This is a genomic window from Streptomyces sp. NPDC058576, from assembly GCF_042718715.1.
In the GTDB taxonomy this organism is placed as follows: Bacteria; Actinomycetota; Actinomycetes; order Streptomycetales; family Streptomycetaceae; genus Streptomyces.
In genome coordinates this window covers 80,491-102,171 of record NZ_JBHXPF010000006.1, presented here as the reverse complement: position 1 = coordinate 102,171, position 21,681 = coordinate 80,491, and the positions used below count along the sequence as shown (strand labels likewise).

At 71.4% G+C, this 21,681-nt stretch carries 20 protein-coding genes; 9 read left to right on the top strand and 11 right to left on the bottom strand.

Translation table 11 applies throughout. The features are described from left to right. The first annotated feature begins 12 nt into the window (after nucleotides 1-12). Entirely contained in the window at nucleotides 13-1,035 is a 1,023-nt protein-coding gene (locus tag ACFWRV_RS07155; RefSeq protein WP_384329460.1) for an ABC transporter substrate-binding protein, read from the top strand. Between the two features lie 63 nt (nucleotides 1,036-1,098). On the opposite strand, the gene ACFWRV_RS07150 is transcribed toward ACFWRV_RS07155, so the two are convergent. Continuing rightward, a complete protein-coding gene (locus tag ACFWRV_RS07150; RefSeq protein ID WP_384329457.1) occupies nucleotides 1,099-1,929 on the bottom strand; it encodes an aldo/keto reductase in 831 nt (276 codons plus the stop codon). A 177-nt stretch (nucleotides 1,930-2,106) separates the two neighbouring features. Continuing rightward, on the bottom strand, nucleotides 2,107-3,015 hold the full coding sequence (locus tag ACFWRV_RS07145) for an NAD-dependent protein deacetylase (protein ID WP_384329454.1): 909 nt from the start codon (nucleotides 3,013-3,015) through the stop codon (nucleotides 2,107-2,109). Nucleotides 3,016-3,257: 242 nt separating this feature from the next. On the opposite strand from ACFWRV_RS07145, the gene ACFWRV_RS07140 reads away from it, so the two are divergent. Further along, the gene (locus tag ACFWRV_RS07140; protein WP_384329451.1) at nucleotides 3,258-3,836 is read left to right on the top strand and encodes a snapalysin family zinc-dependent metalloprotease; all 579 of its coding nucleotides are present in this window, start codon (nucleotides 3,258-3,260) and stop codon (nucleotides 3,834-3,836) included. 139 nt (nucleotides 3,837-3,975) lie between these two features. Here the strand turns inward: ACFWRV_RS07140 and ACFWRV_RS07135 are convergent, their stop codons facing one another. Together ACFWRV_RS07135 and ACFWRV_RS07130 are read right to left on the bottom strand one after the other, a co-directional pair. Next, entirely contained in the window at nucleotides 3,976-5,160 is a 1,185-nt protein-coding gene (locus ACFWRV_RS07135; RefSeq protein WP_384329448.1) for a GDSL-type esterase/lipase family protein, read from the bottom strand. A 37-nt stretch (nucleotides 5,161-5,197) separates the two neighbouring features. After that, the gene (locus ACFWRV_RS07130; protein ID WP_384329446.1) at nucleotides 5,198-5,770 is read right to left on the bottom strand and encodes a TetR/AcrR family transcriptional regulator; all 573 of its coding nucleotides are present in this window, start codon (nucleotides 5,768-5,770) and stop codon (nucleotides 5,198-5,200) included. Nucleotides 5,771-5,852: 82 nt separating this feature from the next. Between ACFWRV_RS07130 and ACFWRV_RS07125 the strand changes: the two genes are divergently transcribed. From ACFWRV_RS07125 to ACFWRV_RS07115, 3 genes are all read left to right on the top strand, one after another. Further along, complete coding sequence (locus ACFWRV_RS07125; RefSeq protein ID WP_384329443.1) at nucleotides 5,853-6,344, top strand: FBP domain-containing protein; 492 nt, start codon at nucleotides 5,853-5,855, stop codon at nucleotides 6,342-6,344. Between the two features lie 400 nt (nucleotides 6,345-6,744). Next, a complete protein-coding gene (locus ACFWRV_RS07120) occupies nucleotides 6,745-7,995 on the top strand; it encodes a cytochrome P450 (RefSeq protein WP_384329440.1) in 1,251 nt (416 codons plus the stop codon). Nucleotides 7,996-8,000: 5 nt separating this feature from the next. Further along, nucleotides 8,001-8,198 (top strand): ferredoxin, encoded by a 198-nt coding sequence (locus tag ACFWRV_RS07115; protein ID WP_384329437.1) that lies wholly within the window; start codon nucleotides 8,001-8,003, stop codon nucleotides 8,196-8,198. Between the two features lie 161 nt (nucleotides 8,199-8,359). Here ACFWRV_RS07115 and ACFWRV_RS07110 read toward each other — a convergent pair whose 3' ends face one another. The 5 genes from ACFWRV_RS07110 to ACFWRV_RS07090 form a co-directional block, all read right to left on the bottom strand. Next, nucleotides 8,360-9,706 (bottom strand): hypothetical protein, encoded by a 1,347-nt coding sequence (locus ACFWRV_RS07110; RefSeq protein WP_384329434.1) that lies wholly within the window; start codon nucleotides 9,704-9,706, stop codon nucleotides 8,360-8,362. 172 nt (nucleotides 9,707-9,878) lie between these two features. Further along, nucleotides 9,879-10,439, bottom strand: coding sequence for a tellurite resistance TerB family protein (locus ACFWRV_RS07105; protein ID WP_384329431.1), 561 nt, complete (start codon nucleotides 10,437-10,439; stop codon nucleotides 9,879-9,881). Between the two features lie 75 nt (nucleotides 10,440-10,514). After that, entirely contained in the window at nucleotides 10,515-11,171 is a 657-nt protein-coding gene (locus ACFWRV_RS07100; protein WP_384329428.1) for a DedA family protein, read from the bottom strand. 216 nt (nucleotides 11,172-11,387) lie between these two features. Beyond that, nucleotides 11,388-11,750: a hypothetical protein gene (locus ACFWRV_RS07095; protein WP_384329426.1), complete on the bottom strand. Its 363-nt coding sequence runs from the start codon at nucleotides 11,748-11,750 to the stop codon at nucleotides 11,388-11,390. A gap of 209 nt (nucleotides 11,751-11,959) precedes the next feature. Beyond that, entirely contained in the window at nucleotides 11,960-12,832 is an 873-nt protein-coding gene (locus tag ACFWRV_RS07090; RefSeq protein WP_384329423.1) for an alpha/beta fold hydrolase, read from the bottom strand. Nucleotides 12,833-13,082: 250 nt separating this feature from the next. On the opposite strand from ACFWRV_RS07090, the gene ACFWRV_RS07085 reads away from it, so the two are divergent. The 4 genes from ACFWRV_RS07085 to ACFWRV_RS07070 all read left to right on the top strand — a co-directional run bounded on the left by ACFWRV_RS07085 (nucleotide 13,083) and on the right by ACFWRV_RS07070 (nucleotide 17,238). After that, entirely contained in the window at nucleotides 13,083-13,538 is a 456-nt protein-coding gene (locus tag ACFWRV_RS07085; protein ID WP_384329420.1) for a hypothetical protein, read from the top strand. A gap of 350 nt (nucleotides 13,539-13,888) precedes the next feature. Then, on the top strand, nucleotides 13,889-14,716 hold the full coding sequence (locus ACFWRV_RS07080) for a class I SAM-dependent methyltransferase (protein WP_384329417.1): 828 nt from the start codon (nucleotides 13,889-13,891) through the stop codon (nucleotides 14,714-14,716). A gap of 123 nt (nucleotides 14,717-14,839) precedes the next feature. Continuing rightward, complete coding sequence (locus ACFWRV_RS07075) at nucleotides 14,840-15,466, top strand: class I SAM-dependent methyltransferase (RefSeq protein ID WP_384329414.1); 627 nt, start codon at nucleotides 14,840-14,842, stop codon at nucleotides 15,464-15,466. A gap of 221 nt (nucleotides 15,467-15,687) precedes the next feature. Next, nucleotides 15,688-17,238, top strand: coding sequence for a glycoside hydrolase family 43 protein (locus tag ACFWRV_RS07070; RefSeq protein WP_384329412.1), 1,551 nt, complete (start codon nucleotides 15,688-15,690; stop codon nucleotides 17,236-17,238). On the opposite strand, the gene ACFWRV_RS07065 is transcribed toward ACFWRV_RS07070, so the two are convergent. Both ACFWRV_RS07065 and ACFWRV_RS07060 read right to left on the bottom strand, forming a co-directional pair. Next, complete coding sequence (locus tag ACFWRV_RS07065; RefSeq protein WP_384329409.1) at nucleotides 17,226-19,661, bottom strand: glycoside hydrolase family 3 N-terminal domain-containing protein; 2,436 nt, start codon at nucleotides 19,659-19,661, stop codon at nucleotides 17,226-17,228. The two genes, ACFWRV_RS07070 and ACFWRV_RS07065, sit on opposite strands and share 13 nt — an antisense overlap. Before the next feature lie 62 nt (nucleotides 19,662-19,723). Then, nucleotides 19,724-21,658, bottom strand: coding sequence for a cellulase family glycosylhydrolase (locus tag ACFWRV_RS07060; RefSeq protein WP_384329406.1), 1,935 nt, complete (start codon nucleotides 21,656-21,658; stop codon nucleotides 19,724-19,726). Nucleotides 21,659-21,681: the final 23 nt, after the last annotated feature.

The window sequence follows — 21,681 nt, the reverse complement described above, 5'->3', positions numbered from 1 at the left end:
GATTCGCCCACCATGTCCCACCCCCTGCGTCCCGCGGCCCTCGCCCTCGCCGCCGCCCTGGCCCTCACCGGCTGCGGAGCGGACGTCACACCGGAAGCCGACGGGAAGGAGAGCGCATCGCGGGCCGACCGCCACTACCCGGTGACCGTGGAGAACTGCGGTGAGAAGAAGCGCTACGACAAGGCCCCGCAGCGCGTCGTCACCAACGACGTCGGCATCACCGAGATCATGTTCGCCCTCGGACTCGAGGACCACATGGCCGGATACGTGATGCCCGACGACAAGGGCGACATGACGTCCGTCCCCTGGAAGGACGGCTACCAGAAGACCAAGTGGCTCTCCAAGGAGCGGATCAACAAGGAGCTGGTCCTCGACGCCCGGGCCGACCTGGTCTTCGCCGGCTGGAACTACGGATTCAACGAGGGCGAGGGCTTCACCCCCGCCGAACTGAAGCGCGTGGGCGTCGACTCCTACCTGCTCAGCGAGTCGTGCCGCAACGGGCAGGGCAAGGCCCGCGGCGTCATGCCCCCGCTCGAAGCGCTCTACACCGATCTGCGGAACCTCGGAAAGATCTTCGACGTCGAGGACCGGGCGAACGCCCTCGTCACGTCCTTCCAGAAGGAGGTCGCAGACGTGCGGGCGAAGGCGGCCGGGGGCGACGACCGCCTCCGCGTCTTCCTGTACGACGACGGGAAGGACAAGCCGCTGACCTCGGGCGCGTACGCCGGACCGCACGACATCATCACCAAGGCCGGCGGCGACCACATCATGAAGGACCTCAAGGACAGCTGGACCACGGTGGGCTGGGAGACGGTGGTCGACCGCGACCCCGAGGTCATCGTCATCAACGACTACGGCGACACCGGCGCGGACGAGAAGCGGAAGTTCCTGAAGTCCTACAAGCCGCTCGCCGGCGTATCGGCGATCAAGAACGACAGGATCGTCGTCCTCGACTACGTGGACCTCGTCGAGAGCCCGCGCAATCCGGCGGCGATCAGCTCGCTCGCCGAGGATCTGAACAAGTTCGCACGGTAAAAGACCATGGCGTGCGTACGCGGCAGGAATCACCGGGTACGCACGCCATGCCGCCGGGCCGGGTCAGCCGTTGAACGTGTCCGGGTCGGGCCCGGTGCGCTCGTCACGGTTGAGCGCGGAGATCTCGCCGATGTCCCCTTCGGTGAGTTCGAAGTCGAAGAGCGCGAAGTTGTCCTGGATGCGCTTCAGCGTCACGGACTTGGGGAAGACGATGTCCCCGCGCTGCAGATGCCAGCGCAGCACCACCTGCGCGGGGGTCTTGCCCACCCGCTCGGCGATGCGCATGATCGTCGGGTCCGCGAGCACCTTGCCCTGGGCGATGGGCGACCACGCCTCCGTGGCGATGTCGTGCTCCGCCCCGAAGGCACGCAGGGGCTCCTGCGTGAGGTAGGGGTGCACCTCGATCTGGTTGACGGCGGGCACCACCGTGCTGCTGTCCAGCAGCCGGCGCAGGTGGTTCTGCTGGAAGTTGGAGACCCCGATCGCCTTGACGCGCCCGGACCGGTAGATCTCCTCCAGGGACTTCCACGTCTCCACGAAGTCGCCCGAACCTCCCGGCAGGGGCCAGTGGATGAGGAAGAGGTCCAGGTAGTCGAAGCCCAGCTCCTCCAGGGAGCGGTCGAACGCCCGGACCGCCTCGGCGGGTGCGTGCGCCCCGTTGTTCAGCTTGCTCGTGACGAAGACGTCGGCGCGGTCGAGCCCGGATTCCCGGACCGCTTGGCCGACCTCCTTCTCGTTGCCGTACATCTGCGCCGTGTCGATGTGCCGGTAGCCGGTCTCCAGAGCGGCGACGGTGGTCTCGCAGGTCTCGTCCGGCGGGATCTGGAAGGTCCCGAAGCCGAGCTGGGGGATCGTCACACCGTTGTTGAGGGTGATGGACGGTACTGAGGGCACGGTTACTCCTTGCTGTGTCGCCGGCCTCGGAAGGCGGTGTGAGAGATGGACGGATGGGTGAGGCGGGCAGCCGCCTCTCTGTGGGGTACCCGACTGCCCGAGCAGAAAACTGCCCAAAAGCATCTATATCGGTAATACCCCGCGCGCGCAGGATGACGGACGGGCGCGCCTCGCCCGCTACGCGGGCCCTGCCGTCGCGTCGTCGTGGACGGGCACGCCCAGCCGGTCCGCCGCGGCCGTGAGGGCCGATCCCAGCGGGAGGGCGATACGGGTCACGGCGTGCCGGTCGCCCCGGGTCGCATCCCGGTTGACGATCAGCACCGGCGTACCGGCCCCGGCGGCCTGGCGGACGAAGCGGAGGCCCGACATCACGGTCAGCGAGGAGCCCAGGACCAGCAGGGTGCGCGCCCCGCGGACCAGCGCGCGGCAGCGCTCGACGCGCTGCGGGGGCACGGCCTCGCCGAAGAACACCACGTCAGGTTTGAGGACGCCCCCACAGGCGGCACAGGGCACCACGCGGAAGTCCCCGACCTGCTCGTCCGTGAGGTCCGCGTCGCCGTCCGGGTTCATCGAGGAGGCCACCGGAGCGAAACCCTCGTTGGCCGCCTCCAGCCGGTACGCGAGCTCGCGGCGCGGGCTGAAGACGCCACAGGAGAGGCAGACGACCCGGTCCAGACGGCCGTGCAGGTCCACGACGTCCTCGCTGCCCGCGGCCTGGTGCAGGCCGTCGACGTTCTGGGTGATCACCCCGGAGAGCTGACCCTGCCGTCCGAACGCGGCCACGGCCCGGTGCCCGGCGTTGGGCCGGGCGCGGCCGAACGTACGCCAGCCGAGGTGGCTGCGCGCCCAGTAGCGGCGGCGGGCCCCGGCGTCGGCTGTGAAGTCCTGGTAGGTCATGGGGGTGTGGCGGCTCAGGCTCCCGCCCTCGCCCCGGTAGTCGGGGATGCCCGACTCGGTGGAGATACCCGCCCCGCTCAGGATCAGGACACCGCCACCGCGCAGCGCCTCGGCGATCGGCTCCGGGTCCGTCGTGCCCGGTGGCAGCTCCTCGGTGGAGGTCCAGCTCAGGGTCGGTCGCATGCGCATGCCCTCCAGGGTACGGAACGGGCCCCCGGCGCCGTCGGTGTCGCGCCACCGGTGGCCGGGGGTCGGTTTCCGGCCTCTTTTTCTGACAGGGGCATGACCATGACGCGATCGCGGCATAGGTCCTGCGGCCCGGGAGGAACGGCAGCCGGCCATCGAGGTCGTTCGGTTCCCCGCGAACCGGCCGCTCTCCCACTCGCCCGGCTCCGCGCGGAGCCGAGCCCCCCATGAGTGAAGGGACAGCAATGCTGGATTCCAGATGGTTCAAGGCGGCCGGTGTCGCGGTGGCGATCACCCTGGCCTCGGCCACGGCGGCGCACGCCGCTCCCGCGCCGGAGCCGGCCGCGGAGAGCACGGCAGCCGTGGTGACGCTCCGCTACGACGACAGTCGGGCCGGCGGCTGGGAGGCGGCGATCGCCGCAGGGGTCGCCTCCTGGAACGCGAACGTCGGCAACGTCAAGCTCGTCGAGGCCGCACCCGGCGCGCGCGCCGAGATACAGATCGTGGCCACCAGCGGCTGGCCGCAGGCCACGCTCGGCCCCGTCCGCCCCGGCGGCCAGGCCCGGGTGGAGCTGGGCAGCCAGGCGGTCACGCAGGGCCACAACAAGACCCGTATCGCCGCCCACGAACTCGGCCACAGCCTGGGCCTGCCCGACACCAAGCCCGGTCCCTGCTCCCAGCTGATGTCGGGCTCCAGCGCCGGTACGAGCTGCACGAACGCGGTTCCGAACGCGGCCGAGCGGTCCCGGGTGGAATCCGCCTACGCCGGTGGCCTCGCCTCCCGCGCCCCGGCCGACGGTCGCATCCTGGTGGACGCCCCGTAACCGGCTGCGGGACGAAGCGCGGGGGGCCGGGCTCGTGTCCCGACCGGCTCCCCGCCGACCGGCAACGGGGCGCCCGGCTCCCCGCCGACCGGCAACGGCGTGCTCGGCTTCCCGCCGACCGACAACCGGGCGTTCGGGATCACCGGTCCTGCGGGGCGAAGGGCCCACCGCGGTCGAAGGCGTGCCGGGCGAAGCGTTCGGCGATACGCCGGTGGGTGGCGGGGTCCGGGTGCAGACCGTCGGGCAATGGGAGCTCGGCGTGATCGGCCGCGCCGTAGAGGTCCAGCCCGTCCAGGTGGTGCAGATGGGGATCGGTGGCCGCGCGCTGCCGCACGATCCGGGCCAGCTCGTCCCGGATGACGGTCAGGGTGAGCTTCCCCGCGGCGACCTCCGCCGGATCGCCGGTGGCTGTGAAGCCCACCCGCCCCTCGCTCATCGCACGGAAGTCCGGGGCGAGCGGGCCCGGGGTGTTCTCGTGGAGGGGGCAGCAGATCGGCGAGATCACCAGCAGCGGCGCGGTGGGGTGCCCGTCGCGGAGGGTGTCGAGGAAGCCGTGGACGGCCGGGCCGAAGGCGCGCAGCCGCATCAGGTCGGCGTTGACGATGTTGATGCCGATCTTCACGCTGAGCAGGTCGGCGGGGGTGTCGCGCATGGCGCGGGCGGTGAAGGGATCGAGCAGGGCACCGCCGCCGAACCCCATGTTGATCAGTTCGGCACCGCCGGAGGCCGCGGCCAGGGCGGGCCAGGTGCCGGTCGGGGTGGTGGCGTTGGAGCCGTGACTGATGGAACTCCCGTGGTGCAGCCAGACCCGTCGGCCGCTCGGCCGGGGGCTCAGGAGCGGAGCGTCGGTGCGCAGAGCGACCAGGCACGTCGTCTCGTCGTGGGGCAGCCAGATCTCGACGTCCTTCTCGTCGTCCGGCAGACCCGTGAACCGGAGCGTCTCCACCGGACCCCGCCGGGTCTCCGCCGTGCCCGCGGCCATGTCGATGGTGAGCGTGTCGCCGTCGGAGGCGCCGGCCCGGCCCGCGAGGCGGCCGTCCACGAGGAGTTCGTACACACCGTCGGGGCGCGGCGGTGCTCCCACGTAGACGCGCTTGGTGGCCACCACGTCCAGTTCGACGTCGGTGGCCCGGGTGCGGAACACCAGCCGGACCCCGGAGGGCTGCGACTCGGCCATGGCCAGCTGGCCGTCGGCGATCTGCTGCCGTGCCCGGGCGGGCAGCCGGTGCGGCAGCACCCCGCGCTCGGTCTGCTCCAGGTCGAGCGCGCCCCGCACGATGTCGGCGCTGACAGGGGTCGTCGTCCAGTCGTTCCGGGTGGTCATGTTCTCGGTCTCTTCGTTCGTCGCGGGCGGGGGCAGGTCAGGAGGGGGACGGCCAGTTGCGCAGCAGGGAGTCGAGTGCGTCGAGGATCTCCGTCCAGCTCTCCTGGGAATCGGGGGAGCTGTAGCGGAAACCGCCGGCCGCCTCCAGCTCCACGTAGCCGCTGAAGAAGCTCCCCAGGAGCCGTACCGCGTGCGTCTCCTGCACCTCGGTCAGGTCGTAGCCGCGCAGAATCGCCCGCATCATCCGGGAGTGCCGTACGGCCGCGCTCGCGGCCGCCGTGTCCGGGTCGAGACGGAATCTGGCGGCGGTGAAGCGGCCGGGGCGCCGGAGCGCGTAGTCACGGTAGGCGTCGGCGAAGGCGCGGAGTGCGTCCCGGCCCGCCCGGCCCGCGATGGCCGCCGACGCCTGGTCGGCGAGTTCCTCCAGGGCCAGGAGGGCGATCCTGGTCTTGAGGTCGTGGGCGTTCTTGACGTGCGAATACAGGCTCGCGGTCTTGATGTCCAGCTTCCGGGCGAGCTCCGAAGGGGTCACGTGCTCGAAGCCGATCTCGTCCGCCAGCTCCGCGCCCGCCCGCACCACGCGCTCCGCGGCCAGTCCCGCTCGTGCCATGTCACCCTCCGAAGACTTCTACGTGATTGCCTAAAGAAATATACGTTTGCCTAATGCTCTTAGGCAAATTAGCGTGGTTCTCATGAAACCCCTGACCGAGCGAGAGATCCGCGGCGCCTTCGTGAACTGCACCAAGGGCGAGGCCAAGCGCCTGTCCGTCCCCCGTGACCTGGCCGACCGGCCCTGGGGCGACCTGGACTTCCTGGGCTGGCGCGACCCGCAGGCCCCTGACCGCGCCTACCTGGTGATGCCGTCCGGTGAGAGTCACATCGGGATCCAGTTGCGCTCCTCCGGCGCCGGAGCCCGGCAGGCCCGCCGCAGCATGTGCTCGATGTGCGTGACCGTCCACACCGGGGGAGTCTCCCTGCTGGTGGCCCCCAAGCCGGGAAAGGCGGGTCAGCAGGGCAACTCGGTCGGCGCCTACATGTGCACTGACCTCGCCTGCTCGCTCTACGTACGCGGGAAGAAGGACGCGGGCGTGGGCGGGCGCCTGCGCGAGTCCCTCACTCTGGAACAGCAGATCGAGCGCACCATGACGAATCTCGCCGCCTTCATCTCCAACGTCACGGCGTGACCCGCAGCCGCTTTGCGAAGGCGCGGGCGCGGGCGGCGGGCAGGCCATCGCCCACGCAGCTCCGGTCGCCCGCGCAGCTCCGGTCGCCCGCACCGCCCGCCGACGGGCGGCGCGGATGCCGACGCTCGCTGCGGACTGCATGGTTCCGGACACCCCGGTGAACGGATTCGGGCCCCGCGGACGCCGGCGCTCCGTCCGCTGCCGGTCCGTCACTCCCTCCCGGCCTGAGGGGACGCGGAACCGTTCGACCGTGTGCGAAAGACACCGGCCAGATCCGCGACTCCGCGAAGTGGCCGGTCCGCACGTCGACCACATAGGTGCCCGAGGCATCCAATTAGCGGTGAGGGGCGGAGCGACCCGCTCCGCACCTATCACCGAGCACTGCGAGGCGACCGCTCCCATGACGGAATCCACGACGGAACCGGCCCGCCAGGACCCTGCCTTCACCGGCACCACCCCCGAACCGACTTCCGCGACACCGTTCCCGCAGGACCGCGAGTGCCCCTACCACCCGCCCACCGGCTACGAACCGCTGGGTGCGCAGCGTCCGTTGAGCCGGGTCACCCTCTTCGACGGACGCCCGGTCTGGGCCGTCACCGGGCACGCCCTGGCCCGCCGGCTCCTGGCGGATCCCCGCCTCTCCACCGACCGCACGCACCCCGGCTTCCCGATTCCGGCCGAGCGGTTCGCGCGGACGCGGCAGCGGCGCGTGGCGCTCCTCGGCGTCGACGACCCCGAGCACAACGCCCAGCGCAGGAAGCTCATCCCGAGCTTCTCCGTGAAGCGGATCGCCGCGCTGCGCCCCCGCATCCAGGAGACGGTGGACCAGTTGCTGGACGCGATGGAGCGGCAGGGCCCGCCATCCGAACTGGTCGCCGACTTCGCGCTGCCGGTGCCGTCCATGGTGATCTGCGCCCTGCTCGGAGTGCCCTACGCCGACCACGCGTTCTTCGAGGGCTGCTCGCGCCGTCTTCTGCGCGGCCCGGCCGCAACCGATGTGGACGGCGCCCGGATCGAACTGGAGGAGTATCTGGGCGCCCTGATCGACCGCAAGCGCGCGGAACCGGGGGAGGGGCTGCTGGACGAACTGATCCACCGGGACCACCCGGACGGGCCCGTCGGCCGCGAGGACCTCGTCTCCTTCGCCCTGATCCTGCTTGTCGCGGGACACGAGACGACGGCCAACATGATCTCGCTCGGCACGTTCACGCTGCTGCGCCATCCCGGTCAACTGGCGGCGCTGCGGTCGGGCGAGACGACGACGGCAGCGGTGGTCGAGGAACTGCTGCGCTTCCTCTCCATCGCCGAGGGGCTGCAACGGCTGGCGGCCGAGGACATCGAGGTGGAGGGGGCCACGATCCGCAAGGGCGAGGGCGTCCTCTTCTCGACCTCGCTCATCAACCGCGACGCCGACGTTTTCGAGCATCCGGAGTCGCTGGACTGGGACCGGTCCGCCCGCCACCATCTCGCCTTCGGCTTCGGCGTCCACCAGTGCCTGGGCCAGAACCTGGCCCGCACGGAGCTCGACATCGCCCTGCGCACCCTCTTCGAGCGGCTGCCGGCCCTCAGGCTCGCCGTACCCGCGGGCGAGATCCGGCACAAACCCGGCGACACGATCCAGGGCCTGCTCGAACTGCCCGTGGCCTGGTGAGCGGCATGGGCATCCGGGTCGACAGGGAACGCTGCGTGGGGGCCGGCATGTGCGCGCTGACCGCGCCGGACGTGTTCACACAGGACGACGACGGGTTCAGCGAGATGCTCCCCGACCGCCCGGCGGTGACGGAGGACCACCCGCTGGTACGGGAAGCCGCCCGGGCCTGCCCGGTCGGGGCGGTGCCCCTCACCGACAACTGAACCCCGACGACTGAACCCCGACGACTGAACCCCGACAACTGAACCCCGACGACTGAACCCCGACGACGGACGGCGGCGACGGACGGGCCGGGACGCCGGGTCCGGCCCGGGCCGGACCCGGCGGGGCGCGACAGCTCGCCCGCCCCGCCGGGTTTCGGCCGCTACGCGGCGGGGGTGGGGTTGACCGTCACCCAGCCCGTGTTGTTGCCGGGCTTCGGGTCGTGCGGGAAGCCCGCACCCGTGATCACCGGACGCAGGGCCACCTGCCCCTTGGCGTCGGGTACGACGGTGTCGACGCGGAGGTCGAAGCGGAAGGTGCGCACGGTGTTCTCCAGCACCCAGTACGGCATCTCGCACACGTAACGCGGAGCGCCGAGACGCCCCGGCCGGTAGCTGCCGCCGTCCAACGTGCGGGGGTCGCACGCGGCGGGCGCGCGGGTGACGGTGACACCCTCGGGAACCGTGAAGTCGACGAGGGCGACCGAGTCACCGGAACCGAGGTTGCCGAGCCAGCCCGGCCCCTTGTTGCGGAACGTGAGCGCGGCCTTCACGGTCTCGCCCACGGCGCCGCCGACCCGGGAGCCCCGCACCGCGAAGTCGGCCGTGTTCACCGCGTCCACTTCGAGAATCCTGTAGTTGTTCTCGTCATCGATGTCCGTGGCCCCGCCCGCAGGCCGCACATCCACGTCGAGGCGCTCCCGGAACGCGTGGTCCGCCAGGGCGATCCGCAGCGGCTCCGGCAGGGTGAAGCTCTCACCGGGCTGGAGCACCCGGTCGAAGGCGCACTCGGCACGGGACATGGGCGCGTACTCGCCGCCCGTCTGCGTGTACGTGCACGCGTCGTACCGCGAGTCGAAGCCGAGGCCGTACGACGCCGTCATCCCGAGGGTGAAGCCCACAGCGGGCTCCTGCCCCTCGTTGGTCACCGTGAGCGGCGCCGTGTGCACCGTGCCCGGGGTGGCGCCCTCGACCTGGTCGAGCCCGTCCAGGGCGAGGTCGGGGCCGGAGCTCAGGGTGAACGTCGTCTCGAACGAGTCCAGCGGAGCCTCCAGCGTCCCCTCCGGGCCACCGGTCGCGGTCGCCGCGTAGGTGATCCGGCCCTGCGCTCCCGCCTCGGCGCCCTCGGCGGCCTGGACCTCCAGCAGCACCTGCGGGCTGTAGTCCGGGCCGATCACAGGCACCTGGGCGACGCTGCACACGGCAGTCGTCCCCTGGGGCGCGCAGTTCTCGGGCCAGGTCACCTCGGCGACGCCCGCGAGCCCGGAGATGTCGACGCTCAGGCGGCCGTCCGTAACGGTGAAGTTGTCGTTGTCGTGGTATAGACCGACCTCGACCGGGGTGCCGGCCCCGGCGCCTGTCTGCAGGTTCTTCTCGTACGGCGCGGCGATCCACAGCTGGTCGGACTCGGCGGCGGACGCCGGCACGGACAGACCGGCCAACAGGATTCCGGCGGTCGCGACGGCACCTGCGCCGAAGCGAACGAAGGGGTGGACGGAGACGGGTCTCATGGTTCTCCAGTGACTGGGCACGATGCACTCCCGCCGGGGCTCGGGACGCCCCGGCAGTCCTTTGACGATCAAGGAACGTCCAAGGTTGTGCTGTGCCCCGCCCGAACCCGACGGGCCGTCGGAGAGAGCCCTGACGACTCCGACGGCCCGTGGTGACGCGGAACAGGTCGGCTCAGAGGCCGAACTCCTGCGGGGAGACACCGAGCGCCATGCACGCCTCCCGCAGAACCTGCGCCTCGGCCGGGGCGATGTACCCGTCCGCACCGGCGATCACGAACCCGGTCTGGACGACCGCCTTGGCCTCCACCGGCTTCTTCGCCGCCTTCGCGATCTCCTGCATGGCATCGGCCTTGCCCTGCTGGAAGTTGAACGTCAGCTGATCGACATGCTTGTTGAACCGCTGCCGCAGCTGCTCGGGAGGGAAGTTCTGCAGGACGTCGTTCTGCAGGATCAGGTTCTCCACATGGTGCCGCTCAGCGGGGTCGACGGATCCGTCTGCCGCCGCGACCAGCGCGCACATCGCCATGCTGGCGTCGCGGTAGGCCCCGCTCTTCAGCTCCGTCTTGAGGGAGCCGAGCTGCGACTTGAGCAGCCCGACCAGCTTCTCCTTCGAGCCCCCCGAGGCGCCCGGACTCCCTGCTCCCGGCTGCCCCTGACCGGCGGGGCCCCTCGCGCCCTGCGCCTGCTGCTGCAGCCCCTTGGCCTGGTCCTTCAAGCGATCCCACATTGCCATACCTACCACCTTGTCGATCGGATCGATGGTCCGCGCACCGCGCGCGGCCCCTTGAGGGTCATGCGGGGAAAAAGGTCATACGTGGTTCGTCCGCCGGTCGTTCCGTCGCGCTCGCACCCGGCGAACGACCCACACGACGAGCGCCGCGACGACCAGCCCGAGCACCACCTTGGAGAGCACCCCGACATAACGCTCCACAAGGTCCCACTGGTCACCCAGGAGATACCCGGCCATCACGAGCACGAAGTTCCATATGAAGCTGCCCAGCGTGGTGAAGAGAACGAAAACCGGCAGAGGCATCCGCTCGACGCCTGCCGGGACGCTGATCAGGCTACGGAAGATCGGAATCATCCGGCCGAAGAAGATGGCCTTCCTGCCGTGCTTGAGGAACCAGCGCTCGGTCTTCTCCAGGTCGGACACCTTCACCAGGGGGAGCCGCTCCCACAGGGCGTACATGCGCTCCCGACCGAAGAGGGCGCCGATCTGATAGAGCGCGACCGCGCCCACCACGGACCCCAGCGTCGTCCAGAAGAGCGCGGAGAACAGGCTGATCACTCCCTGCCCCGCGGCAAAGCCCGTCAGCGGCAGGATGATCTCGCTCGGCAGCGGAGGGAAGAGGTTCTCCAGGGCGATCGCCAGCCCGGCCCCGGGGCCGCCCATGGTCTCGACGAGGCTGGTCGCCCACCCTGCGATGCCGCTCGTCGGCTCCGAGGCGAGGGGGAAGTGGTACATGTACGTCTGCTCCAGGACTGAGTCATAGGTTTCGGGTATCCCGTACGGCCCGCATCGCGAAGGACTTCCACGGTCTACGGGCTGAGAAAGGCGAAATGCGCTATCGGGAATGCGCATGCGCGGCGCACACGAAACGGGGCGCGATGGTGCGTATGGACGAGCGGACCGGTCAGCGCTCGTAGTGCGGACAATCACCCGGTGATCGGACGGGCTCGCTCAGCAGCGAAGGATCCAGGCCTGGGCAGGGCTTCGCGATCCCGAGGGCGAAGCATGGTGCCGGGCGACGTCCGCCGAGCAGTCGTGCAGATCCGGTGCCGCGGAAGGAACGCCTGCCTGGACAGGAGACGAAGCCGTGGTGCTTCCCGCTTTGTGGCGCGGCTGGAGCGTGGCGTCACCGTCCACGCCCTCCAGCGGAATGTTCGGCCCCGATGTGTCGAACACGGACGCGGTGTGGGCCTGGGAATGCGCGGCCGCGTCGACGGTTCCCAGGGTCTGGGAGGAGGAGCCGAGGGCGAACGCGGAAATCATCAGGAGCACGGCGATACCGGCGAAGAGTGCCAGCATCTCCCTGCAGCGCATTCCTACGCTCCCTGCTCCGGTTGATTTCGGCTCGTAGAACGAAGTGCCAAAGCCGCTCGGCGAATTGCCGCCGCAGGACTGCACTCTAACAGCCCGAACTGAAGCGAACCTGAAGCCCATTTCGCGTACCGCTCGCCCGGTGGGGTGCCCGCCCGCCGGGCACCCCACCGGGCGTCCGCCCCCGCCTCTCGACGCTCCCCGGTGGGTGGTCAGGCCGTGCCGAGCGCTCGGCCCAGGAAGCCGCGGATCAGGTCGGCGACCTCGTCACCGGCGGACTCCAGGAGGAAGTGTCCGCCGTCGATGAGGTGGATCTCGGCGTCCGGGACGTCGTCGGCGAAGGCACGGGCGCCGTCGGGGCCGAAGATCGGGTCGTTCCTGCCCCACGCAGCGAGAAGCGGGGGCCGGTGCGCCCGGAGGTACGCGTGGAGGGCCGGGTACAGCGGCGGGTTGCTCGCGTAGTCACGGAACAACGACAGCTGGATCTCGTCGTTGCCGGGGCGCGAGACGAGGGCGAAGTCGTGGTGCCAGGTGTCGGGGCTGACCACGCTCTCGTCCGGAACGCCCGTGAGGTACTGCCACCTGATGGCGTCGAGGGTCAGCGCGCCGCGGGCGTTCGCCTCGTTCTCGGGTGTCTGCTCGCGCTGATAGTCCCGGATCGGCTCCCAGAAGCTCTCGACGAAGCCCGCCTCGTAGCCGTTTCCGTTCTGCGTGATGATCGCGGTGATGGCCCCGGGGTCGGCCACGGCGAGTCGCCAGCCGATCGGCGCTCCGTAGTCCTGCACGTAGATGGCATAGCGGCTCACCCCCAGTTGTCCGAGAAGCCGGGCGGTCAGATCGGTGAGCGCGTCGAAGGTGTACCCGAACGCGTCGACCGGGGGCGCGTCGGAGAGGCCGAAACCCAGGTGGTCGGGCGCGATGACGTGGAAGCGTCCGGCCAGCGCGGGAATCAGTTCGCGGAACATGAACGAGCTGGTCGGGAAGCCGTGCAGCAGGACGATGGTGGGTGCGTCGGCGTCACCGGCCTCCCGGTAGAAGATCCGGTGCCCGCTCACGTCCGCATAGCGATGATGGACGGTCGACATGTCTAACTCCTTTGATCTCGTTTAGCGGTTAGATCCATCATGTCGCTCTGCTCTAACCTGTCAAGTGGAAGATTGAGGGTTAGAGTGGCGGAGTCATGGAGACCGGGCTCGGACACGCTGGTCGCCCCGCTGCGGCCGAGGCGCGCACGTGCCGGGAGCGCGCACGGTCATGCGGGAATCCGCCCTTCCGCCAAGCGCGATGGCTAGGCTCCGAGCCATGGCAGCCATGGGGAAAATACGGGCGAGACGCGTGACGACGGCACTGCTCGGCGCCGCCGCCGCGGTGGTGTTCGGCGTCGGCGGTGCGCTGGCGGTGGGTACGTCGGACGACGGGCCGGCCGGACCGGAGCCGGTGCCGGTCGAGAGCGTGCCCGCGGGGTCGAGCGCCGGCGGCGAGGTCTCGGGCGGCTCCGATGGTGGGAGCGTGAGCGGTTCCGGGGGATCCGACGGGGGTGGGAGCGTGAGCGGCTCCGGCGGATCGGAGGGCGGTGACTCCGGATCCTCCGGGGGTTCCGAGCCGACCCCCGGCCCGAGCGGGCCGCATCCCACCGATGGACCCAGCCCTTCGCCGACGGATCCGGTCGACCTCGAGGAGGTCGCCGAGCGCATCGAGGCCCTGGAGGAGAAGGTCGACGAACTGCCCACGAAGAAGGATCTGGCGGACGCGCTGCGTGCGTTCGCGGATTCCCTGGAAGAGCAGGACTGAGGCCGGGCGGGCACCCGGCTCCCCGCACCGCGCAATCGGCCACCACGGGGGCAGCTCACCTCGGTGAGCTGCCCCCGTGGTGGCCGCCGGGGGTCGTCGTCCGTGATCGGCGGACCGTACGAAGGATTCTTCGGGCCCCCCGCGGCGGGGCATCGGCGAGCCTCGGCCGCGCGGAGGAGCGCCGGTGAAGGATGACCGCGGGCGGCCCCGGTCCGGGGCCGCCCGCTCACCTCGGTCGCGTGGAGAGGCCTGGCCATGGAACTGCTCGACGACCCGCCCACCCCCTCGGCGGACGGCCGAGGGCCACGACGGAGCCGGGGCGGCCGGCCCGGTGGCGTACCGGTGACGGCGTGAACTCCTCTCCTCCCGCGGGCGCGCCGGGCGAGGGCCGCTACGGCGAGGCGTTCTTCCGGCCAGACCGGGCGGGGGAGGCGGAGCGCATCGACTTCGGTGCCCTCGCCTACGACGACATCACGATGGCCCGGCTGCGGGCGCTCGGCGCGGGACCGGGATGGCGCTGCCTCGACATCGGAGCCGGAACAGGCACCGTCTCGCGCCGCCTTCTGGGCGAGGCGGGGGTCGCGAGCGTGCTCGCCGTGGACCGCGACGTACGGTTCCTGGACGCACGCCCCGCACCCGGCCTCCGGACGCTGCGGGCGGACGTCACCGCACCCGACTTCGCCCCCGGCGGCTTCGAGCTGGTACACGCGCGCTTCGTGCTGATGCACCTGCCCGAGCGGGACCGCCTGATCGGGAAGTTCGCCGAACTCCTCACACCCGGCGGCGTACTGGTGCTCAGCGACGCGGTCGACCTGACGAACGAGCGGACACCGGCCACCCCGTACACCACGGCGATGCGGGCGATGTGGCAGGGGCTGCGGGCCACCATCGGCACCGACGTCTCCCAGGTCCCGTCATACCCGAACCTCCTGCGCGAGGCGGGGCTCGGGCACGTGGCGGCCGAGATCCACGTCCCGCCGCTGCTGCCCGGGAGCGCCATCAGCCGCTTCTGGGCCGACACCTGGCAGCGCGGCAGGGAAGCCATGCTCTCCACCGGCCTGGTCGACGACGCGGCCGTCGACGCAGCGGTTCGGTATCTGCGGAGCGACGCGTGCGCCGCGTTGTCGGCCGGGATGCTCACGGCCTGGGGGCGCAGGCCTCAACAACCCACGGACTGACCGGCAGGGGCCGCCGTTTCTCCCCTGCTTCCCCCGGGGGAGGGCCGCCCGAACGGAGCTCCGCGCGAGCCGCTCGTTTATGCTCCCGCTGGGGGGAGGGCGAACCGGAAGGCATGCTGGAACATGACAGGGCAACGCGACCGTTGGGCGGAACTGACCGGTGGGCAGGCGGGGGAGGAGTACGCGCGGCGATTCGCCCGGCTCGCCGCATCGGGCCATGACGTCCACGGCGAAGCCACCTTCTGCACCGCGCTCCTGAAGCCCGGGGCCCGGGTGCTCGACGCGGGCTGCGGCACCGGCCGCATCGCGATCCGGCTCGCCGAAGTGGGCCACCACTGCACCGGCGTGGACGTCGACTCCTCGATGCTGGCCGTCGCACGCCGCGAGGCGCCCGCGCAGGACTGGCTCCTCGGTGACCTGGCCCGGCTGGACACCCTTGGCCTGGACGCCGACTTCGACCTGGTGCTCGCCGCCGGCAACGTCATCCCTCTGCTGGCCCCGGGCACCGGAGCGACCGTCGTCGGGCAACTGGCCGCCGCACTGCGCCCGGGCGGCTTCCTGGTCACGGGCATGGGACTGGACGCGGCCCACCTGCCGCTCGCGGAAGCGCCGGTGACCCTCGCCGAGTTCGACCAGTGGTGCACCCGCGCCGGGCTGGCCCTGCGACAGCGCTGCGCGACCTGGAGCGGCGACCCCTACACCGACGGCGGCGGCTACGCGGTCAGTGTGCACACCCGCCCCGCCACGTGAATCGTCACCGATGATCCGGCGCGACCGGACTTCCCTCCGCCGAACCACTGCTCCGCGCCGAACTCCTCGAACCGTGCCACCTCGGTGAGCCCAGCTTCACCATGCCAGCCGGGTCGAGCCGACATGGTTGACACGGCGGTAGACCGTCCCTACCGTGACGCCTCGTCATTACATCGATGTAAAGGCTAGTTCGCGTACGTGCTGCTGAGGAAAGGACCCCCGTGCCTCCCAGCCCCACCAGCCCTACCGCTCGCACCGCCCTCTCCGGACCGGCCGGCTTCTCCCGCCCCCGCACCGCCCTCCTCGTCGTCGCCCTCCTCGGGCTTCTCGTAGGACTGCTGCCGGGACTCGCCGCCCCGGCAGGCGCGGCGTCGCTGCCCGGCCCCACGCCCGACCGGGCGTCGGCACCGGCTCCCGCACCGCGCATCGGCGCCGCCGCGGCCGGTACCTTCCGCAACCCCCTCAACACCGGCCCCGATCCCTTCATGACGCACTGGAAGGGGAACTACTACCTCACGACGTCCCAGGGCAACAGCATCCGGATGTGGCGCTCCCCGTCGCTCGGCACCTTGGCAACCGCCACCCCGCTGACGGTCTGGACGGACTCCGACCCGTCCCGCAACCGGAACATCTGGGCACCGGAGTTCTACCGCTTCGGCGACCGCTGGTACCTCTACTACACCGCGGACGACGGCGTGGACGAGAACCACCGGCTGTACGTCCTGGAGTCGGAGGGCGACGACCCGGCCGGCCCGTACCGCTTCAAGGCGAAGCTCGCCCCGCCCAACCACGCCGACGACTTCGCCATCGACGCGGGCATTCTCCAGCTGAACGGGCGGCTCTACCTCGCGTACAGCGGCATCAACCAGTACCAGCACAACGGGCTCAACATCGCCCCCATGTCCAACCCGTACACCGTCTCCGGCGACGCGGTCGCCATCGACGGGGCGGGCGGTTGTCCCGAGGTGCGCGAAGGACCCGAGTTCCTGTACCGGAACGGGCGGGTCTGGATGACCTACTCCGCCTGCGACACGGGCAAGCCGGACTACCAGGTCTGGATGATGTCGATGCCGCAGGACGCCGACCCGCTCGTGCCGGGCAACTGGCGCCGGCACCCGGGCCCGGTCTTCTCGCGGGCCGATGACCGAGGCGTGTTCGGACCGGGCCACCATGCCTTCTTCAGCTCTCCCGACGGTACGGAGGACTGGATCGTCTACCACGCGAAGACGACATCGGTGAACACCTACAGCAACCGCACGACGCGGGCCCAGAAGTTCACCTGGCGCACCGACGGCACCCCCGACTTCGGCCGCCCGCTGGCCATGGGGGCGACCCAGGACCTGCCCTCCGGCGACCCGGGATCCGGCAACTACTGGATCAACGACGACGGCCGCTCCAGCGGCCCCGGCGGTGTCACCTACTCCGGCGCCTGGAACGCGGGCACGGGCTGCGCCGCACAGTGCTTCTGGGGCGACGACCACTGGAGCGACCGGGCGGGCGCCACGGCGACCTTCACGTTCACCGGTACGCGTATCTCCCTGCTCTCCGTCAAGGACACCGGCAACGGCTACGCGGCCATCAGCGTCGACGGGGGACCGGAAGAACGGGTGGACCTGCACAACGCGATCCGGATCGGGGAAGCGGTGCAGTACATCAGCCCACGCCTCCCGCACGGCGAGCACACCCTGCGGGTCAGGGTGACGGGCGACCACAATCCCCAGTCCGGGGCGTCGTTCGTGAGCATCGACCGCGCCGAGGTCTACGTGGACTGACGCGAAGGACCAGGAGCTTCGGCGCCGGAGACACCCTGGACACCCTCCGGCGCCGAAGCCCGCACCGTGAGCCGCACGCCCCGCGCACGGTCCGAGGACGGACCCGCCTCGATCGCGAACTCCCCGGGCTCCACCACCCGTCGCCCCGAGCGTGACACGGACGCCAGCACCCTCGCATCCACGGTGAAGGAGACCTCCGCCCGCTCCCCGGGTGCCAGGGCGACCCGGTCGAACCCGCGCAGTTCCCGTACCCGGGGCCACGACGACCCGCCGAGCACCCGGCGTACGTAGAGCTGGACCGTCTCCCGCACCGGCCGCTCACCCGTGTTGCGCACCTCGACCGAGCACACGACCGGCCGGTGAACCGGCCTCGACCCGCCCCCGGGCCCCGGCCCGTACCCATCACCGCGCTCCGGCGGGGGAGTCACCGCGTGGCCCTCCTCGGCGAACTCCGCGGCGCCCACCACCGAGCGGGACAGTCGCGGCACGCCGTACTCCACCGAGCTGTACGACAGGCCGTGGCCGAAGGCGTGACGCGCGGTGGCGGGCTGGTCGACATAGCCCCGGTAGCCATGGTCCTTGCCGTTGTAGAACACCGGCAGTTGCGATGCCGACCGCGGTACCGACACCGGCAGCCGGCCCACCGGCTCCGCCGCGCCGAACAGCACGTCGGCCACCGCCCGACCGCCCCCCGGCCCCGGGTACCAGGCACTGAGCACCGCCCCCGCCCGGCCGGCCAGGTCCGGCAGCGCGTGCGGCCGCCCCTGGACCAGCACCACCACCACGGGCGTACCCGTCGCGGCCACCGCGTCCAGCAGGGCCAACTGCCCCTCCGGCAGCGCGAGCTCCGCCAGATCCACCCCTTCGCCGCAGGTCATCCCACCGGGGTCGCCGGTGACGACGGCCGCGCCGTTGGCATCGAAGTGCGTCTTGGCCGCCCGCGCACTCGACCCGCCGAGCACCACCACCGCGACATCCGCTCCGGCCGCGAGGGCGACCGCCTCCGGGAGGGCCGACCGGTCACCGCCGACGAGGCCGCAGCCCCGCGCGTACCCGATCTCGGTGCCCGCCGGGGCCACCGCCCGCAGCCCGTCGAGGACGCTCACACCGGTGCCGGGACGCTGAGGTGCGGTGTAGTCGCCGATCTGCTGCGGCACCGAGTCGGCGTTCGGGCCGAGGACCGCGATCCGGGCCCCGCCGGTGAGGGGCAGCGTGACCCGGTCGTGCGCCAGGAGCGTGACGGACTCCCGGGCGACACGTTCACTCAGCCGCTCCGGCCCGGCGGCCGGAGCCCGGTCCCCGGTGTACGGCCGCTCGAAGAGCCCGAGCCGGAACTTCAGCGCGAGGACCCGCCCCACGGCCGCGTCGAGAACCGTCTCGTCCACCAGCCCGCTGCCGACGGCCTCCGCCAGCCGCGGAAAGCAGCCGTCCCACAGGCTCAGATCGGTGCCCGCCGCCAGCGCCAGCGCCCCGGCCGCCACCGGGTCCCCGGCCAGCCGCACCAGCCGGTCCAGCGCCAGCCCGTCGGCCATCACCACACCGGTGAACCCCCACGTCTCGCGCAGGATCCCGGTCAGCAGATCCCGGTTCGCCGCGCAGGGCAGGCCGTCGAACTCGTTGTACGCGGCCATCACCCCGGCGGCCCCCGCCCGGACCCCGGCCAGGGCTGCCTCCAGGTGGATCTCGTGCAGCTCACGGAGACCCAGTTCGGTCGCCGCGCTGTTGCGGCCGCCGACCGTGGCCCCCTGCCCCGCGAAGTGCTTGAGCACGACCGCCGCCCGGTCCGGCCCGATCCGCTCACCCGGCGGCCCCTGCACCCCGCGCACCAGCGCCTCGGTGAACCGGGCCGCCAGATACGGGTCCTCGCCGAAACACTCCTCGGCACGCCCCCAGCGCGGATCCCGCACCAGGTCGAGCGCCGACACCAGGGCCACATGCCCGCCCCGTGAACGCAGCTGCGCCGCCGCGAGCGCGGCCGCCTCCTCGTACAGCCCGGGATTCCACGTCGCGCCGACCGCCAGATTGACCGGCAACAGGGTGCCGTCCAGCGCCTGGAGCCCGTGCGGCATCTCCTCCACCATCAGGACCGGGATGCCGAGGCGGGTGTGCTCCACGACATGGCGCTGGACGGCGTCGGACACCCGCGCACCCTCCGCCGCGCCGATGCCCGTCTCCGCCGTCACGCCCGACCAGGCGTCCGCGCGCTGCAACCCGTACAGCGCGCCCATCCCGTCGTACGCGGCCACCTCGGCACGGAACGCGTCGGTGAGCCGATGGCCGTTCGCCGTCCGCTCGTACGCGTTCCAGCCGTACATCCGCTGGTTGACCTGCCCCACCTTCTCGGTCAGGGTCATCCGGCCCAGCAGATCCCGCACCCGGGCGGCGTAGGGCGCGGCGGGGTCGCGGTAGAGGGCGTCGGTCATGGCACGGATCTCCTCGGCCGGAGCAGGTCGGGACGGGCATGCAGAGGGGACGGGCGGGCCGGTCAGCGCAGTTCGAGGACGCGCACCCCGTACGGGGCGATCACCACGTCCCGCACCGGCCCACCGCCCTCCAGCTCGCGCAGCTCACCGTCCGCGGCGGGACGTACGGTCACCTCCGCGTCGGACTGGCTCACCAGCCACACGTACCGCGTCCCGTCCTCGTGGACGAGGGTGTCCGCGGCGACGTACGGGCTGTCCACCGTCACCGGCCGCGCCGCCCCGGCGACCTCGGCGAGCGCCGCGTACAGCCGGTGCGTCTGCTCGGGATTCGCGCGGGCCGTGCGGGCGGCCATGTGCTCCAGCGGGTAGGTCGCCAGCACGGTACGGCCCTCGCCCGTCCCGTGGCACAGCAGCGCAGGTCGGCCGTGCGCGTCGGTGGCGACCACCCGGGCCCCCGCCGGCACCACCGGGAGGTAGGCGCGGCTGTCCTCGTTCCCGGCGACCGGGAAGAGGAGCGTCTCGCCTGCCGCGATGGAACCGAAGTCCTCGGCGAACGTCAGCTCCAGGACCTCGTCCTCGATGGGCTCCGCCACCCCGTAGGAGAGCTGGAGCTCCACTCCGAACAGCCCGTCGAGGTCGTCGAACCACGGGCCGCGCGTCCCCGGGTGCTCGCCCGAGCAGAACGACAGGTACACCGTCGCGCCCGCACGGGCCCGCCGCTCCAGCGCCCGCCGGGTCCGGGTCGTCAGCTGACGGGTCGACGGCAGCAGGTACAGCGCGGCGTCGTCGGGCAGACCGTCGGCCTCCCGGGCGAACGCGACGGGCAGATCCGCGCCGCGCGCCGCCACGTACCCCTGATGCAGGGAGGTGAAGATCAGCGGCCGGTCGGCGGGCCGGCTGTAGGGGTAGCCGCGCTCCAGGAACGCGGGCACCACCAGCGCGGCGTCCGCGTCGGAGCGGCGGCACCGGGCGAAGTCGACCCGCTTCAACACCTCTGCGAAAGAAGCCAGTTCGCGCAGCGGCTCCTTGGGGCGGCCGCTTGCGTCGGTGATGCCGAAATGCATCTCGAAGGGATGGTGGTCGTACGGGGACTGGTCCCACAGGTCGTCGTAGTCCGTGTTGTTCCACGCGATCCAGCCGGTGGCCCCGCCCAGCAGCGAATTGTGCAGGGTCTGCCGGTAGAAGATCCCGGCGTTCGCCGCCGAGACCGTGTCGGTGGAGAGCCCGAACTCCTCCAGCACGACCGGCTGCCCGGTCACCGCCGCGAGTTCGCACTCGAACGCGGCCCGGTAGTGCTGGCGCGGCCGGTCCGTGTCCGAGCGGTAGACGTGCGGGCCCACGAAGTCCACGTACTGTGCGGTGTCCCGCAGCGAGAAGCCGTTGTCACGGCCCGTCACCTCGATGCCCCACGCCCCGTCGCCGAGCGACACGGGCTGGGTCCCGCCCGCCGCGCGCACCGCGTCGCACATGAACTGCGCCCAGGCGGTGACCACCTCACTGGAGGGCGGGTCCACCTGGTAGACACGCCCGTAGCCCGGCATCTCGTTGGTGATCAGCCAGCCCGTCACGGCGGGGTGGTCCTTGAACCGCCGGGTCATCTGCGAGACGAACCAGGCCTGCCGCCCGACGAGCCACACGTCCTCGTACAGGTCACGCCCCCCGCGCCAGACCGGGTCCCAGTTCTCGCCGGACATATGGCCGACGATGAACGTCGGCACGGTCCCCATCCCCGCCTCCGTATGGGCGTCGAGGAAGTCCCGGAAGCGGTCGCACAGCTCCTCGTCGATCCGCCCGGGCTCCGGGTGGAAGTCCGGCCAGTAGAAGAACGACCGGGTCATCGTCAGCCCGTGCTCCCGCAGGACGGCCAGCTCCTCGCGCACGGTCTTCGGGTCGTAGTTCCGCCACATCAGCGGACCGCCGGTGCGGGACCAGAAGTTGGCGCCGAGCCAGGGGAGCACGGCATGGTCATGGGTGAGTTGGGCGCTGTGGCGTCGCATGGTCCTTCTCCGGCGTTCTTCGG

Excerpts from the sequence above, each read along its gene's own strand:
- ACFWRV_RS07155 (WP_384329460.1), top strand. The coding sequence starts at position 13 with ATGTCCCACCCCCTGCGTCCCGCGGCCCTCGCCCTCGCCGCCGCCCTG.
- ACFWRV_RS07145 (WP_384329454.1), bottom strand. The coding sequence starts at position 3,015 with ATGCGCATGCGACCGACCCTGAGCTGGACCTCCACCGAGGAGCTGCCA.
- ACFWRV_RS07140 (WP_384329451.1), top strand. The coding sequence starts at position 3,258 with ATGCTGGATTCCAGATGGTTCAAGGCGGCCGGTGTCGCGGTGGCGATC.
- ACFWRV_RS07135 (WP_384329448.1), bottom strand. The coding sequence starts at position 5,160 with ATGACCACCCGGAACGACTGGACGACGACCCCTGTCAGCGCCGACATC.
- ACFWRV_RS07130 (WP_384329446.1), bottom strand. The coding sequence starts at position 5,770 with ATGGCACGAGCGGGACTGGCCGCGGAGCGCGTGGTGCGGGCGGGCGCG.
- ACFWRV_RS07125 (WP_384329443.1), top strand. The coding sequence starts at position 5,853 with ATGAAACCCCTGACCGAGCGAGAGATCCGCGGCGCCTTCGTGAACTGC.
- ACFWRV_RS07120 (WP_384329440.1), top strand. The coding sequence starts at position 6,745 with ATGACGGAATCCACGACGGAACCGGCCCGCCAGGACCCTGCCTTCACC.
- ACFWRV_RS07115 (WP_384329437.1), top strand. The coding sequence starts at position 8,001 with ATGGGCATCCGGGTCGACAGGGAACGCTGCGTGGGGGCCGGCATGTGC.
- ACFWRV_RS07110 (WP_384329434.1), bottom strand. The coding sequence starts at position 9,706 with ATGAGACCCGTCTCCGTCCACCCCTTCGTTCGCTTCGGCGCAGGTGCC.
- ACFWRV_RS07105 (WP_384329431.1), bottom strand. The coding sequence starts at position 10,439 with ATGGCAATGTGGGATCGCTTGAAGGACCAGGCCAAGGGGCTGCAGCAG.
- ACFWRV_RS07100 (WP_384329428.1), bottom strand. The coding sequence starts at position 11,171 with ATGTACCACTTCCCCCTCGCCTCGGAGCCGACGAGCGGCATCGCAGGG.
- ACFWRV_RS07095 (WP_384329426.1), bottom strand. The coding sequence starts at position 11,750 with ATGCGCTGCAGGGAGATGCTGGCACTCTTCGCCGGTATCGCCGTGCTC.
- ACFWRV_RS07090 (WP_384329423.1), bottom strand. The coding sequence starts at position 12,832 with ATGTCGACCGTCCATCATCGCTATGCGGACGTGAGCGGGCACCGGATC.
- ACFWRV_RS07075 (WP_384329414.1), top strand. The coding sequence starts at position 14,840 with ATGACAGGGCAACGCGACCGTTGGGCGGAACTGACCGGTGGGCAGGCG.
- ACFWRV_RS07065 (WP_384329409.1), bottom strand. The coding sequence starts at position 19,661 with ATGACCGACGCCCTCTACCGCGACCCCGCCGCGCCCTACGCCGCCCGG.
- ACFWRV_RS07060 (WP_384329406.1), bottom strand. The coding sequence starts at position 21,658 with ATGCGACGCCACAGCGCCCAACTCACCCATGACCATGCCGTGCTCCCC.